The sequence below is a fragment of the Mycobacterium sp. IS-1556 genome (genome assembly GCF_001499985.1).
Classification (GTDB): Bacteria; Actinomycetota; Actinomycetes; order Mycobacteriales; family Mycobacteriaceae; genus Mycobacterium.
The window spans coordinates 37,692-52,841 of the sequence record NZ_LQIM01000002.1; the positions used below are offsets into that span (position 1 = coordinate 37,692).

11 protein-coding genes and 2 pseudogenes are annotated in these 15,150 nt (G+C 66.9%); 11 read left to right on the top strand and 2 right to left on the bottom strand.

The features are described from left to right. Positions 1-111 precede the first annotated feature (111 nt). Positions 112-1,392 (top strand): ATP-dependent Clp protease ATP-binding subunit ClpX, encoded by a 1,281-nt coding sequence (gene clpX, locus AU187_RS03290; protein WP_059102370.1) that lies wholly within the window; start codon positions 112-114, stop codon positions 1,390-1,392. 164 nt (positions 1,393-1,556) lie between these two features. Here the strand turns inward: clpX and fdhD are convergent, their stop codons facing one another. Next, a complete protein-coding gene (gene fdhD / locus AU187_RS03295) occupies positions 1,557-2,381 on the bottom strand; it encodes a formate dehydrogenase accessory sulfurtransferase FdhD (protein ID WP_059102371.1) in 825 nt (274 codons plus the stop codon). 108 nt (positions 2,382-2,489) lie between these two features. Here fdhD and AU187_RS25360 point away from each other — a divergent pair, with 108 nt between their 5' ends. The 6 genes and pseudogenes from AU187_RS25360 to AU187_RS25855 form a co-directional block, all read left to right on the top strand. Continuing rightward, positions 2,490-2,639, top strand: a complete 150-nt coding sequence (locus AU187_RS25360; protein WP_156442316.1) for a hypothetical protein — start codon at positions 2,490-2,492, stop codon at positions 2,637-2,639. A gap of 271 nt (positions 2,640-2,910) precedes the next feature. Continuing rightward, positions 2,911-4,896: a 2-oxoacid:acceptor oxidoreductase subunit alpha gene (locus AU187_RS03300; RefSeq protein ID WP_502687728.1), complete on the top strand. Its 1,986-nt coding sequence runs from the start codon at positions 2,911-2,913 to the stop codon at positions 4,894-4,896. Next, positions 4,893-5,963, top strand: coding sequence for a 2-oxoacid:ferredoxin oxidoreductase subunit beta (locus AU187_RS03305; protein ID WP_059102373.1), 1,071 nt, complete (start codon positions 4,893-4,895; stop codon positions 5,961-5,963). The genes AU187_RS03300 and AU187_RS03305 overlap by 4 nt, the downstream gene beginning before the upstream one ends. A 10-nt stretch (positions 5,964-5,973) precedes the next feature. Next, the gene (gene mobA / locus AU187_RS03310) at positions 5,974-6,564 is read left to right on the top strand and encodes a molybdenum cofactor guanylyltransferase (protein WP_082683764.1); all 591 of its coding nucleotides are present in this window, start codon (positions 5,974-5,976) and stop codon (positions 6,562-6,564) included. 1,118 nt (positions 6,565-7,682) lie between these two features. Continuing rightward, a pseudogene (locus AU187_RS03315) lies at positions 7,683-7,907 on the top strand (transglycosylase family protein); the annotation flags it as partial. A 324-nt stretch (positions 7,908-8,231) separates the two neighbouring features. Beyond that, positions 8,232-8,462, top strand: a pseudogene (locus AU187_RS25855) (transglycosylase family protein); the annotation flags it as partial. Positions 8,463-8,636: 174 nt separating this feature from the next. Here AU187_RS25855 and AU187_RS03325 read toward each other — a convergent pair. Continuing rightward, positions 8,637-9,803, bottom strand: coding sequence for an FAD-dependent oxidoreductase (locus tag AU187_RS03325; RefSeq protein ID WP_059102375.1), 1,167 nt, complete (start codon positions 9,801-9,803; stop codon positions 8,637-8,639). Between the two features lie 74 nt (positions 9,804-9,877). On the opposite strand from AU187_RS03325, the gene AU187_RS03330 reads away from it, so the two are divergent. The 4 genes from AU187_RS03330 to AU187_RS03345 all read left to right on the top strand — a co-directional run bounded on the left by AU187_RS03330 (position 9,878) and on the right by AU187_RS03345 (position 15,142). Continuing rightward, entirely contained in the window at positions 9,878-11,908 is a 2,031-nt protein-coding gene (locus tag AU187_RS03330) for a S9 family peptidase (protein WP_059102376.1), read from the top strand. Between the two features lie 339 nt (positions 11,909-12,247). Beyond that, positions 12,248-13,066, top strand: coding sequence for a hypothetical protein (locus AU187_RS03335; protein ID WP_156425421.1), 819 nt, complete (start codon positions 12,248-12,250; stop codon positions 13,064-13,066). Positions 13,067-13,161: 95 nt separating this feature from the next. Further along, on the top strand, positions 13,162-14,418 hold the full coding sequence (locus AU187_RS03340; protein ID WP_059102378.1) for a saccharopine dehydrogenase family protein: 1,257 nt from the start codon (positions 13,162-13,164) through the stop codon (positions 14,416-14,418). Positions 14,419-14,521: 103 nt separating this feature from the next. After that, positions 14,522-15,142 (top strand): DUF937 domain-containing protein, encoded by a 621-nt coding sequence (locus tag AU187_RS03345; RefSeq protein ID WP_059102379.1) that lies wholly within the window; start codon positions 14,522-14,524, stop codon positions 15,140-15,142. Positions 15,143-15,150 lie beyond the last annotated feature (8 nt).

The following is a 15,150-nucleotide window of genomic DNA, read 5'->3' on the forward strand; positions in this document are numbered from 1 at the left end:
CGCGATTCGGGTTTATCGGTCGCCCCCCAGGTAACCGAACGGGTAGCGTCGAAGCAGACGTTCGACACGGACCGAGACGGATGACGAACAGGAAGTAGGGACCCCACCACCATGGCGCGCATTGGAGACGGCGGTGACCTGCTGAAGTGCTCGTTCTGCGGAAAGAGTCAGAAGCAGGTCAAGAAACTCATCGCCGGCCCCGGCGTATACATCTGTGACGAGTGCATCGACCTCTGCAACGAGATCATCGAAGAGGAACTGGCAGACGCCGACGACGTCAAACTCGACGAACTTCCCAAGCCGGCCGAGATCCGCGACTTCCTCGAGGGCTATGTCATCGGACAGGACACTGCGAAGCGCACGCTGGCGGTCGCGGTCTACAACCACTACAAGCGAATCCAGGCGGGGGAGAAGACCCGCGATTCGCGGTCCGAACCCGTCGAACTCACCAAGTCCAACATCTTGATGCTGGGCCCGACCGGCTGCGGCAAGACCTATCTCGCGCAAACGCTGGCCAAGATGCTCAACGTTCCGTTCGCGATCGCCGACGCCACCGCGCTGACCGAAGCCGGCTACGTCGGCGAGGACGTGGAGAACATTCTGCTCAAGCTGATCCAGGCCGCCGACTATGACGTCAAGCGCGCCGAGACCGGGATCATCTACATCGACGAGGTCGACAAGATCGCCCGCAAGAGCGAGAATCCGTCGATCACCCGCGACGTGTCCGGCGAGGGCGTCCAGCAGGCGCTGCTGAAGATCCTCGAAGGCACCCAGGCGTCGGTGCCGCCGCAGGGCGGTCGCAAGCATCCGCACCAGGAGTTCATCCAGATCGACACCACCAACGTGTTGTTCATCGTCGCAGGCGCTTTCGCGGGTTTGGAGAAGATCGTCTCCGACCGCGTCGGCAAGCGCGGGCTGGGCTTCGGCGCCGAGGTGCACTCCAAGGCGGAGATCGACACCCAGGACCATTTCGCCGAGGTCATGCCCGAAGACCTGATCAAGTTCGGGCTGATTCCGGAGTTCATCGGCCGGCTGCCGATCGTCGCGTCGGTGACGAACCTCGACAAGGACTCGCTCGTGCAGATCCTGTCCACGCCGAAGAACGCGTTGGTGAAGCAGTACACCCGACTGTTCGAGATGGACGGCGTCGAGCTGGAGTTCACCGATGAGGCCCTGGAAGCGATCGCCGATCAGGCCATCCACCGCGGCACCGGTGCCCGCGGCCTGCGCGCCATCATGGAAGAAGTCCTGCTGCCGGTGATGTATGACATCCCCAGCCGCGACGACGTGGCCAAGGTGGTCGTCACCAAAGAGACGGTCCAGGACAACGTGCTGCCGACCATCGTGCCGCGCAAGCCGTCTCGACCGGAACGCCGCGACAAGTCCGCCTGACGACGATCAAGCGGCGAGGCACGAGCCGCGTTTGAGAAGTCAGGCAATAAGCAGCGCGTAGTTCTCGGGAGGTTTCCCGGAAGTATTGCCGTCGAGATCGACGGTATGGCTGCATTGCGAGCCGGATTGCGACCATTACGTCGGTTTCGCGGCTGGACTGGGAGTCAGCGGGTGATGCGGTCGGGCCGGGTGTAGACGTTCATCGACTCGCCGCGCAGAAATGCGACCAGCGTCAGCCCGGACTGGCTGGCCAAGTCCACCGCCAGCGAGGACGGCGCCGACACCGCCGCCAGCACCGGGACGCCCGCCATCACTGCCTTCTGGGTCAATTCGAACGACGCTCGTCCGCTGACCAGCAGCACCGTGCCGGCCAGTGGAACGCGGCCGTGTTCCACCGCCCATCCGATGACCTTGTCGACGGCGTTGTGCCTGCCGATGTCTTCGCGTACAGCGAGCATGGTGCCGTCGGCCGCGAACACGGCGGCGCCGTGCAGGCCGCCGGTACTGGCGAACACCTTCTGCGCCTTGCGCAATCGGGCCGGCAGTGCCGAGAGCGTGTCGGCGGTGACCGTGGTCGGATCGTCACCAGGACCGTGGCGGCTGCTCAACCGCACCGCCTCCAGCGACGCCTTGCCGCAGACCCCGCAGGACGAGGTGGTGTAGAAGTTGCGCGTCACATCGACGTCGGGTGCCGGAACATGCGCCGCCAGCCGCACATCGAGCACGTTGTACGTGTTCAGATTGTCGGGGCCGGCGCCCTTGCAGTAGCGCGCCGCGAGCACGTCGTCGCGGCCACCGATGACCCCTTCGGTGAGCAGAAAGCCCTGCGCGAGTTCGACATCCGAACCCGGGGTGCGCATCGTCACGGTGATCGGCACACCGTTGACGCGGATCTCCATCGGCTCCTCGACCACCAGGGTTTCGGGCCGCGCGACCGCGGTGTCAGCGGTCATGTGCTGTGCCCGTCGCCTGGCTGTGACCCGACCCATAGGCCCACCCTATGACCTGCGGGTGCGGGCGAGCGTTCCATTGCCGTTCACCCCTCAGGCACGCGCGCCGGGCGGCGGTATCGCCGAAGAGACGGCACAATGTCAGGCGTGCACAACGATCTCGAACCGAAGCGCCATTCGCCGGCCTGGCGTGATCCGCTGTCGGCTGGATTCCGCGCGCACCAACATCTGCTGTTGTTGAAGCTGCGCTGGCACGAGCGCCGAGCGGAATCCCCAGCCGGCCCCGCCGACAGCTGACGCGTCGACCCTGCTAGCTGTCAGCTACTGATCGGTAACCATTTCCTTAGAAAACGTTGTCTCGTGAACGTGACGAACAACACAGTTCTGTCTCATCGGTACCGTCAACACACCGCATGAGCTGTGTGTTCACCTCCACGGAAGCGACGCGCCGTCCGCGAGTCCGGTGAAGGGCTGCCTAAGAGAAGTGCAATAATCGGTACTGGCAGTGACATAAAAACTTTGGTGGCGTTTTCCGGCGGCGCGTCGGCCCGACTGCGACTCGGAGGGCATCGCCAAGACAGCGTGGGAGGCAGGCTTCGTGGCAGCGAAAGACAACGCCGTCAGCCCCGGGACTGCGGGACCCCGGCAGAAGCTCGAGAAGGTCGTCATCCGCTTCGCCGGCGACTCGGGCGACGGCATGCAGCTCACCGGTGACCGGTTCACGTCCGAGGCCGCGTTGTTCGGTAACGACCTGGCCACACAGCCCAACTACCCCGCCGAGATCCGCGCACCGCAGGGCACGCTGCCCGGGGTGTCGTCGTTCCAGATCCAGATCGCCGACTACGACATCCTCACCGCCGGGGACCGGCCCGACGTGCTCGTTGCGATGAATCCCGCCGCGCTGAAGGCCAACGTCTCGGATCTGCCCCGAGGCGGCCTGATCATCGCCAACTCCGACGAGTTCACCAAGCGCAACCTCGCCAAGGTCGGCTACGAGGGCAACCCGCTGGAGAGCGACGAGCTGTCCGACTACGTCGTACAGGCCGTCCCGATGACCACGTTGACGCTGGGCGCGGTCGAGTCGATCGGCGCCTCGAAGAAGGACGGTCAGCGCGCGAAGAACATGTTCGCGCTCGGTCTACTGTCGTGGATGTACGGCCGCGAACTGCGGCATAGCGAGGCGTTCATCCGGGAGAAGTTCGCCCGCAAACCCGACGTCGCCGAGGCCAACGTGCTGGCACTCAAGGCCGGCTGGAACTACGGCGAAACCACCGAGGCGTTCGCCAGCACCTACGAGGTCGCGCCCGCCAAACTGAAAACCGGTGAGTACCGCCAGATTTCCGGCAACACCGCGCTGGCCTACGGCATCGTCACCGCCGGGCAGCTGGCTGATCTGCAGGTCGTGCTCGGGACCTACCCGATCACCCCCGCGTCGGACATCCTGCACGAGCTGTCCAAGCACAAGAACTTCAACGTGCTGACCTTCCAGGCCGAGGACGAGATCGCCGGCATCGGCGCGGCCATCGGCGCCTCCTACGGCGGGGCACTGGGCGTCACCAGCACCTCTGGCCCCGGTATCTCGCTGAAGTCGGAGGCGATCGGGCTGGCCGTGATGACCGAGCTGCCGCTGATCATCATCGACGTCCAGCGCGGCGGCCCGTCGACGGGCCTGCCCACCAAGACCGAGCAGGCCGACCTGCTTCAAGTGATGTACGGCCGCAACGGCGAGTCGCCGGTTGCGGTGGTCGCGCCCCGGTCGCCTTCGGACTGCTTCGACGTGGCTGTCGAGGCTGCCCGCATTGCGGTGAACTACCACACGCCGGTGGTCATCCTGTCCGACGGCGCGATCGCCAACGGCTCTGAGCCATGGCGCATTCCGGACGTCAGCGGCTACGAGCCCATCGAGCACACCTTCGCCAGGCCCGACGAGCCCTTCCAGCCCTACGCCCGCGACCCAGAGACCCTGGCCCGGCAGTTCGCCATCCCCGGCACGCCCGGCCTGGAGCACCGGATCGGCGGACTCGAAGCGGCCAACGGTTCGGGCAACATCTCCTACGAGCCGAAGAACCACGATCTGATGGTCCGGTTGCGGCAGGCCAAGATCGACGGCGTCGCGGTTCCCGACCTCGAGGTCGACGACCCGACCGGTGACGCGGAGTTGCTGATGATCGGCTGGGGCAGCAGCTTCGGGCCGATCGGCGAGGCATGCCGGCGCGCGCGGCGCAAGGGCATCAAGGTCGCCCAGGCGCATCTGCGCAACCTCAACCCGTTCCCGGCGAACCTCGGCGAGGTGCTGCGGCGCTATCCGAACGTCGTGTGTCCGGAGATGAACCTCGGCCAGCTCGCGCTGCTGCTGCGCGGCCGGTACCTGGTCGACGTGCAGTCAGTGACCAAAGTGGAAGGTATGGCGTTCCTGGCCGACGAGGTCGAAGGCATCATCGACGCCGCGTTGGACGGGACGTTGGGTGAGAAGGAAAGTGACAAGGCCAAGTTCGCACGGTTGGCGGCGGCGACCGTCGAGATCGGTGCGACTGGTGTGGGAGCAAGCGCATGACTGACCTGATCGGTAGTGATCTCGGGTTGACGGCAGGCACCAGCCGGGTGCCGACCACCGACCAGCCGCAGAAGTCCAAGGACTTCACCAGCGACCAGGAGGTCCGGTGGTGCCCGGGCTGCGGCGACTACGTCATCCTCAACACCATCCGTAACTTCTTGCCCGAACTGGGGCTGCGGCGCGAGAACATCGCGTTCGTCAGCGGCATCGGGTGCTCGAGCCGTTTCCCCTACTACCTGGAGACCTACGGGTTTCACTCCATCCACGGTCGGGCCCCGACGATCGCCACCGGTCTGGCGCTGGCGCGTGAGGACCTGTCGGTGTGGGTCGTCACCGGTGACGGCGACGCGCTCTCGATCGGCGGCAACCACCTGATCCACGCGCTGCGCCGCAACATCAACATCACGATCCTGCTGTTCAACAACCGGATCTACGGGCTGACCAAAGGTCAGTACTCACCGACCTCGGAGGTCGGCAAGGTCACCAAGTCGACCCCGATGGGCTCACTCGACTACCCGTTCAACCCGGTGTCGCTGGCGCTCGGCGCCGACGCAACGTTCGTCGGCCGGGCGCTGGACTCCGACCGCAAGGGCCTGTCCGAGGTGTTGCGCGCGGCGGCCGCGCACCGCGGCGCCGCGCTCGTCGAGATCCTGCAGGACTGCCCGATCTTCAACGACGGCTCCTTCGACGCGCTGCGCAAGGAAGGCGCCGAGGAGCGGCTGATCAGCCTCACGCATGGCGAGCCGATCACCTTCGGCGCCGACGGCGAGTACTGCGTGGTGAAGTCCGGCTACGGCCTGGAAATCGCCAAGACCGCCGATGTGTCGGCCGAGGAGATCGTGGTCCACGACGCCAATCTCGAGGACCCGGCGTACGCGTTCGCGCTGTCGCGGTTGAGCGAGCAGAACCTCGAGCACATGGTGATGGGCATCTTCCGGCAGGTGAGCAAGCCGACCTACGACGACGCCGCGCGCCAGCAGGTCGTCGCAGCGCGTAACGAGAAGGCGCACGACACGACCGCGCTTCAGTCACTGCTTCGCGGCAAAGACACCTGGACTGTCGACTAACGTCACGGTCATGACGACCGACGTTCCGTTGGCCGCGGTGATCCTGGCGGGCGGGGCTTCCCGCCGCATGGGCCGCGACAAGGCCACGCTGCCGTACGAAGGAAGCACGCTCGTCGAGCGGATGGTCGACATTCTCAAGCCGCGCTGTGCGCCGGTCTTCGTCATCGCGGCGCCCGGGCAGGCGCTGCCCGCGCTCGACGCCGAGGTTTTGCGCGACGAGGTGCGTGGGGTGGGGCCGCTGTTGGCCACCGGGCGAGGGTTGCGGGCGGCCGCCGAGGCAGGGTCGGCCCTGGCGTTCGTCGCCGCGGTCGACATGCCGCTGCTGACCGTCGAACTGATCGACGAACTTGCCGGACCGGCTGAGCGTCTCGGCGCGGACGTGGTGCTTCCGTGGGACGGTCGCGACCATTACCTGGCCGGCGTCTACCGAACTGCACTGGCCGGCCGTGTCGCGGAGTTGGTGGCCGCAGGTGAGCGCAGCATGCGTGCACTGGTCGAGACAGTCGACACGCAGCGGATCGTGCTGCCCGAACAAGCGGCCCTGACCAACGTCAACACGGCCGCCGACCTCGCCGCGATGCGCGGCGAGAAAATCGCCTAGCAAATTCGAATTATAAATTGCGCATAATTCTGAAATTCCCATGCGGAATTCCCGGCAGTGAATTAGTCGGCCTGCAGCCGTGATATACCGCGCGTTTTGCGCATGGATACCGAGCGAATGAACTCAGCCGATGCCGACCGACGCCCTTCCGAATGCCTATGCCCGGCAAGGACTCTCAGGTAGGGCTTGAGCATCGCCGGGCCTAATTCAAGCGACCTGGGGCACGTTTTTCCGCGCTGACGGCCCCAAAAGGGATTCCGACGTCCCGCCTGCAGGCATCGGCGACCGTTCCGAACCTGGCGCCGCGGCGACGGGTGCGCTGTGCCGGCGGCTGAACCTCGGACATGTCCAGGTGAAACACACTGGCGGCCAGTGCAATTGCGGCTGACCGCGATTGACGCACAACGCTCTACGAACATGTTATTGCAAACGAGCGACATCGAGAGCACCTGAGGTGCATGACATTTCGATGATGTCGGTGGTGGGCAGGCCAGCGAACCGGTCTGCCAACACCGCCATTCAACAGCATGTCATTACGATTTGTGCGTTCGCACTGAACGTTTCGACCCATGTCAGCGGTGTCGTGAACGTGGTCCAGCTCACAAACAGCCCGTGAGATGGCTCACGCGCAGCCGCGGTAAGCGGTGCTCGGCAGCTTCGGCAAAGCCCGCTATGACCTGCGATAACGAAAAGGCGGCCGCGTCGTGATCAGTCCGTGATCTCCCCGCGACACGCTCGTCGCGAATATGACTTTCGCCGGATCGGTTTGTACGGTCCCAAACGGCTCTACCCGGAGCAAATAATTTCAAAACCACGAACCTGCGTGTGAGTGGGGCTGTCGGAGGCGTCGCGACCTCCATCGGCCACCGGCGCTGATGCCCGGTGAGGCTCTTCTGGCCTCCCGCTGTCGCACCTGACCGAGACGGTGCGGCCCAACTCCCTGCCTGGATGCCAGGCATGTCCACCCGTGCGCTTTGCGCGGGTGTGTTGGTGCGCGCGTGGCGAAAGGATTGACGTTGAAGAACATCCGCAAGACATTTGGCCTGGCGACCTTTGCCGGTGCGCTCGCGTTGGCGCCGATGGCACTGGCCACGGGCACTGCCAATGCGGACAGCGGTGTGGACTGGGACGCCATCGCGGCGTGCGAGTCGGGTGGCAACTGGTCCATCAACACCGGTAATGGCTACTACGGCGGCCTGCAGTTCACCATGGGGACCTGGCGGGCCAACGGCGGCAGCGGCTCTCCTCACAACGCGAGCCGTGAGGAGCAGATTCGCGTCGCCGAGAACGTGCTGCAGTCGCAGGGGATCGGCGCTTGGCCGTCCTGTGGCGGCAACGGCTGACCAGCCGATCGTCGACAAGAACAGGCGGTGCCGGGACCTCCCGGCACCGCCTCTTCTTTCTCAGAGGGCTCTTACACCAGATAAGTAACGATTAAAACTTTCGACCCTTCCGTAACACGTGACGTTCATCACCCGACAGACCGGATGACCGCAGCGGAGATCGAGGGGTTCTCAGATGCGGGCCTTGTGTCAAACGGTCGGGGAAGGACCGCAGTGATGAACATTCGTACCGCAGTAATCAAGGGCCTGTGGGCCACCGCGATCTCGGGAGCTCTCGCGGTCGTGCCGATGGCGCTGTCAGAGGCTTCGCTGGCCACCGCCAGCGCCGACTCGGTGAACTGGGACGCGATCGCCGAGTGCGAATCCGGCGGGAACTGGGGAATCAACACCGGCAACGGTCACTACGGTGGCCTGCAGTTCAAGCAGGCGACGTGGACTGCCAACGGTGGCGTCGGCAACCCGGCGACGGCGTCGCGCGCCGAGCAGATCCGCGTCGCAGAGAACGTCCTGCGGACCCAGGGGCTCAAGGCGTGGCCCAAGTGTGGCCCTCGCGGCGCGACACCCGCCGTGTGGACCAATCCGTCGGCGCCGACCGCACGGACCACGGCGGCCGCGTCGACCGGCTGCGCGGCGATGCCGTCCAGCGGCCTGTTCGGGTTCGTCAACCCGCGTCAGATGTGTTCGGCCCTGCTCAACCCGATCGGGACGCTCGCCCGCTGAACCGCGGGGTCAAGCCCCAGCCAGACCGCAGTCGGTCGGCAGGGTGAACGCCGACCGCGCCGCCACGGCGGCCAGGTGCCGGGCCACGAGCGTCTCGGGTCCCAGCACGGTCGCGCGGGCGGCCAGCTCGCTGAGCAACGGCGGCAGGTTCATCACACGGCCGATCAATCGCGACTCGCGCACCAGCGACCGGACCCGCGGACGGCGGAACGCCACGAACCGTGCGAATGCCGACGCGGTGTCCTCGTCGCCGTCGAGGAACCTCGCGAGGATCGCGGCGTCTTCCAGGCCTTGGCAGCCGCCCTGTCCGAGATGCGGCCGCATGGGATGCGCGGCGTCGCCGACCGCCACGACCGGACCCCGCGCCCACTGTCGCGCCTCGTCGCGGTCATACAGGTCATTGCGCAATACGGCGGTGGGCTCCGTGGTGGCCAGGATCTCGGGGATCGGCTGCGCCCAGGAGGCGAACCGCTCCCGGAGATAAGCCAACTCACCCTGCGGCGCGGTGTGTCCTTCGGGCAGACGTTCGGTGGCGAACCAATACGTGTTGTGCGCGCCGAGGGGCACGTGGCCGAACTCGACCGCGGGGCCGAGCGTCTCGCCGGCGAGATCGGGGTCGATTCGGCACTGCGCCACGCCGCGCCACGCCGTGTAGCCGACGTACCTGTTGCGCAGCGGCCCGTTGAGGTGGCGCGCCACCATCGAATGGGTCCCGTCCGCCCCGACGACCGCGTCGGCCTCCAGCACCGTGTTGTCCGCCAGCGTGACCCGCACCCCGTCGGCGGTCACCGCCAGCGCGTCCGCGGCCAGTCCGGCGCGCAGCGTGCCCTCGGGGAGCGCGGCCGCGAGTATCGAGGTCAACGCCGAACGCCGGATGACGACCAGCGGCTCGCCGAGCGCTGTGACGATGCGCGCCGGTGCGGGCCGTCGCAGCCAGGTGCCGTCCCGCCAGCGCGCTGCGCCCGCGGTCACGCTGCCACCGGCCTCGCGCACCGGGTCGCCGAGGCCGAGGTCGTCGAGTGCCGCCAACGCGTTCGGCCAGATGCTGATCCCGGCGCCCGACGACGCGTCGGTGCGCTCCTCGATCAACGTGACGTCGTGCCCGCGTTGTTGCAGCGCGACGGCGGTCGCCAGTCCGGCGATACCCGCGCCGATCACCACGATTCGCTTTGGCATTCGTCGAACGTAGCCTGTGCCGCGGTCGTGGCCGCTGCCACGGCTCGACCCGGTCGGTGTGCTACGAACGGGGGATGACCGCGACGACCCCTGGCGCCACGGCCTCCCCGTTCTCCACGCCCTTCGACGACCTCGACGAGTACGTCGCCCTGCCACGGGTGTCGGGGCTGGCGCTCTCACCCGACGGGTCTCGGCTCGTGACCACCGTCGCGGAACTCGACGACAAGAGAACCGAATACGTCAGCGCCGTATGGGAACTCGACCCGGCGGGTGTGCAACCGGCGCGCCGGTTGACGCGCGGGGCCAAGGGCGAGTCGGCGCCGGCCTTCGCCGCCGACGGCGATCTGCTGTTCGTCGCCGTGCGGCCGACGGCCGACGACGACAAGCCGCCTGCCGCGCTGTGGCGGCTACCGGCAGCAGGCGGCGAGGCGGTGGAGGCGCTCTCGCTGCCCGGTGGTGTCGAGGCGGTGCGCCCCGCCCGCGAGGCCGACGTCGCCGTGGTGCGGTCACCGCTGATGCCCTCCGCGCGCACCGTCGAAGACGACCGCCGGTTGCGGGATCTGCGCAAGGACAACAAGATCACCGCGATCCTGCACGCCGGCTATCCCATCCGGCACTGGGACTCCGATCTCGGGCCGGCAGAACCGCACCTGCTCGGCGTCGAGCTGGCCGGCGACCCCAACGGTGATCACGTGCGCGACCTGACCGCCGGCCCGGGAGGCGCGCTGCGCGACTCGGAGTTCGACGTCAGTTCTGACGGGCGCTTCCTTGTGACGACGTGGCAGCGGCCGGCGCCGGGAGCGTCTCGGCACTCGGTGCTCGTGCGTATCGACCTGGACAGTGGTGAGCGCACCGTGCTGGTGGACGAACTGGACGCGGACGTGTGGCGCCCTGCGGTGTCACCGGACGGTTCGACGGTCGTCTATCTTCGCGAGACGTTTTCCACACCCGAGACGGCGCCGCGAATCACGTTGGGCTGCCTGCGCTTCGGCGGTGAACCCGCCGTACTCGCGGCCGACTGGGATCGGTGGCCCGCATCGGCGACATGGTCGCGTGACGGCTCGACGGTGATCGTGACCGCCGATCAGAACGGTCGCTCGCCGGTGTTTCGCGTCGACGTCGCCGATGGCGCGGTGACGCAGGTGACGTTCGACGACTATTGCTACTCCGACGTCGTGACCGCACCGGATGGGGTGATGTTCGCGTTGCGAAGCTCATACGCCGCGCCGCCGCACCCCGTGCGCATCGATCCCGACGGCGCGGTCACCGAATTGCCCTGCGTGACGTTGCCGTCGCTGCCGGGCACGCTGAGCGAGCTCGAGGCGACGGCCGACGACGGCACCCGGCTGCGCTCGTGGCTGGTGCTACCCCCCGGCGACGGCGAGGCGCCGTTGCTGCTGTGGATTCACGGCGGCCCGCTGAGCAGCTGGAACGCCTGGTCATGGCGATGGAACCCGTGGCTGCTCGCCGCGCGGGGATACGCGGTGCTGCTGCCGGATCCCGGGCTGTCCACCGGGTACGGCCAGCGGTTCATCCAACGCGGCTGGGGAGCATGGGGCGGCGCCCCGTTCGACGACCTGATGGCGGCGACCGACGCGGCGTGCGCGCATCCCCGCATCGACGCCGACCGCACGGCGGCGATGGGCGGATCCTTCGGCGGCTACATGGCCAACTGGGTTGCCGGTCACACCGATAGGTTCGACGCGATCGTCACCCACGCCAGCCTCTGGGCGCTGGATCAGTTCGGCGCCACCACCGACTCGTCGTACTACTGGCTGCGTGAGATGACCCGGGAGATGGCACAGAACAACTCGCCGCACCACCATGTCGAGGAAATCCGCACGCCGATGCTGGTGATCCACGGCGACAAGGACTATCGCGTGCCGATCGGCGAAGCACTACGGCTGTGGTACGAGTTGCTGACCCACTCTGCGCTGCCCGCCGACGACGACGGCGACAGCCCGCACCGGTTCCTGTACTTCCCGTCGGAGAATCACTGGGTGCTCACCCCGCAACACGCCAAGATCTGGTATCAGGTGGTGACCGGGTTTTTGGCCCGCCACGTGCTGGGCGAGGACGTCGAGGTGCCCGAGACCCTCGGGTAGGCCGTCTTCGAGTTTCGTTTTTTGTCCAGCCCGAAGATAGTGGTTGGCAACGAGTTGCGGCTGTCCGCGCGTCAATATTCTGCCTGCGCAACGGATTCGACCTGCAAAGATGACACATCGGGCCGATGTGTGCACTGTGAGCGGTACGCCATCGTTCCACTACGTCGCAACTGAGCAGCGCCGCAAACGTAGGCCCCACAACGGAATTGGTTGCCGTTACGGTCGGGCGCCATGACGAAACACAACCCCAACAACTATGACCAGAGCCCGTACGAATCGATCACTCGCCCGGCGCCGTATGGCCGGTATGCCGGCCGACTCGGGGCGTTCGCAATCGCGATGGGCGTCGGGGCCGCCGTCGCCGCGACGCCATGGGTGGCATCCGCGGAACCCTCGGACACCGGTTCCGCCAAGGGGCCCGATGTCAGCGTCTCGACCAATGGCGAAACACGAGTGCAGAAAGGCACTGCGACTGCCACATCCGACGGGACAGGATCGGTAGCGATCGCGCACGGCGACGACAGCTCCGCCACCGCGGTCGGCGGTAACCGCAACAGGGCAATCGTCAACGGCGACAACAGCTCCGCAAGCACATCCAGGGATGGCGTCAGCTACGGCGACGGCAACACCGCACGCGTCGTCGGTGAGGACAGTAGTGCTCTGGCCGGTTTGGGTGATGGCAACACCGCGACGGTGAATGGCGATAGGGGAGTGGCCCAGGCTGGCTTGGGTGACGGCAACACCGCGACCGTGGTCGGCGACGACGGATTGGCCGTGGCCGGTGAAGGCGACGGAAACACCACCACCGTGATCGGCGATGGCAGCGCCGCCGGCGCCGGCGAAGGCGACAACAACACCGCCACCGTCAAGGGTGATGGAAGCAGTGCCGGCGTCGGCGATGGTGACAACAACACCGTCGCCGTCCACGGTGATGGAAGCACGGCCGGGGCCGGCGACGGCGACAACAACACCGCCATCACTCGCGGTGACGGCAGTGCGTCTGGGGCAGGTGAGGGCGACAACAACACCTCGACGGTGAATGGTGACGGCAGCGTTGCCAGCTCCGGCGACGGCGACAATAACACCGCCACCGTCAACGGCGATGGCCTCACCGCCGTTGCGACCGAGGGGGATGGCATCACCGTCGAAGCTCCGTGAGGTGCCTTGACCGAGGAACCTGTATCGGCCGGCGGCCCCGCTGATGTCGGGGCCGCCAGCCGCACCCATTCCCGCGTGTCGGTAGCGTCGCGCACATGAGCACATCGGAGCGGGAATTCGACATCGTCCTCTACGGCGCCACCGGATACGTCGGAAAGCTGACCGCTCAGTATCTGGCGAAGGCGGGTGCGAACGCGCGGGTCGCGCTGGCCGGCCGGTCACCCGACAAGCTGCTCGCGGTGCGCGAGACACTGGGCGAATCCGCACAATCCTGGGAGCTGATCGCGGCCGACGCGTCGCAGCCCTCGACATTGAGCGCAATGGCGGCACGGACGCAGGTGGTGGTGACGACCGTCGGCCCCTACGCGAAGTATGGGCTGCCGCTGGTGGGCGCGTGCGGGGCCGCGGGCACCGACTACGCCGACCTCACCGGTGAAGCGAACTTCGTTCGCGACAGCATCCGCCTGTACCACGAACAGGCGATCGACACGGGCGCCCGGATCGTGCACTCGTGTGGATTCGACTCCGTCCCTTCGGATCTCAGCGTGTTCGCGTTGTATCGGCAGGCGGAGAAGGACAATGCCGGCGAGCTGACCGACACCAACTTCGTCGTGCGGGAGTTCGTCGGCGGCGTCTCGGGCGGCACCCTGGCGTCGATAATGGAAGTGATGCGCGTTGCCTCGACCGACCCCGAGGTGAGGCGAGCGTTGGACGATCCGTACACCCTGTCACCCAATCGCAGTGCCGAACCTGAACTCGGCGCACAGCCCGACGTGCGGTGGCGGCGCGGCCGCGAGGTCGCGCCCGAGCTCGACGGGTACTGGCTCGGACCGTTCATCATGGCGCCGGTGAACACTAGGATCGTCCGACGCAGCAACGCTTTACTGGACTACGCGTACGGACGCCGGCTGGAGTACGGCGAGCAGCAGAGCGTGGGTCGCTCGGTGCTCGCGCCGGTGGCCGCGGCGCTGGCCGCCGGTGGCAACGCCGCAACGTTGGCGCTGGGCAACCGGTTCTTCGACAAGGTGCCGGACAAACTCGTCGAACGCATCATGCCGAAGCCGGGCACGGGGCCCAGCGAACAATCCCGCGAACAGGGCCACTACACCGTCGAGACGTACACCACCACGACCGCCGGCGCACGCTACCGGGCCACCATGGCGCAACAGGGCGACCCGGCATACAAGTCGACTTCGGTCATGCTGGGCGAGAGCGGGCTGGCCCTCGCGCTCGACAGGGATCGCCTCTCGGATCTGCGCGGTGTACTGACCCCGGCGTCGGCGATGGGCGACGCATTGTTGGCTCGATTCCCCGGGGCCGGAGTGATATTCGAGACCACCCGGCTCAACTGATCGGGACTACCCGAACCGCTGTCAATCACGATCCATTGCATTAGTGTCGTCACCGCGGTTGTGCAATTCCCGGCGACATCCCAGCAACGAAGGTGGACATGCAATGGCTGGACTCGACGAACTGTTCGCTCAAATTCCGGTGCAGGACATCGCGAAGAAGGTCGGCGCCGATGAAGGCGAAGTGAACAACGCGATTCGCACGCTGGTACCGGCGCTCGTCGGTGGTGTGGCGGAGAACGTCCAAGCCAACGAGATCGACTCCGGCGACCTCGAGTCAGCTGTTGCTCAGGAGGGCAGCAGCGACCTGCTTGACGGCGGGGTCAACGTCGACGCGGTCGACGCCAACCGAGGCGACCAGTACGTCGCGAAGATCTTCGGCGGCAACGACAGCAATGCGGTCGCGTCGGCGCTGGCCGGCGGCGGCGCAAGCAACAGCGACCTGATCCAGAAGCTGCTGCCGATCCTGGCCCCGATCGTGCTCGCATACATCGGCAAGCAACTGTCCGGCGGGACCACCCCGGCCCAGCCCCAGGCGCAGGAGCCCGCGGCGCAATCCGGCGGCGGCCTGGGCGACGTGCTGGGCAGCATCCTCGGTGGCGCCGGCGGCGCGGGCGGCGGGAACAATCCGCTCGGCAGCATTCTGGGCAGTGTGCTCGGCGGTGGCGGCGGCAAGGGTGGCGGACTCGGCGACATCCTCGGCGGGTTGCTCGGCGGCAAGAGGTAGGCAGTTCA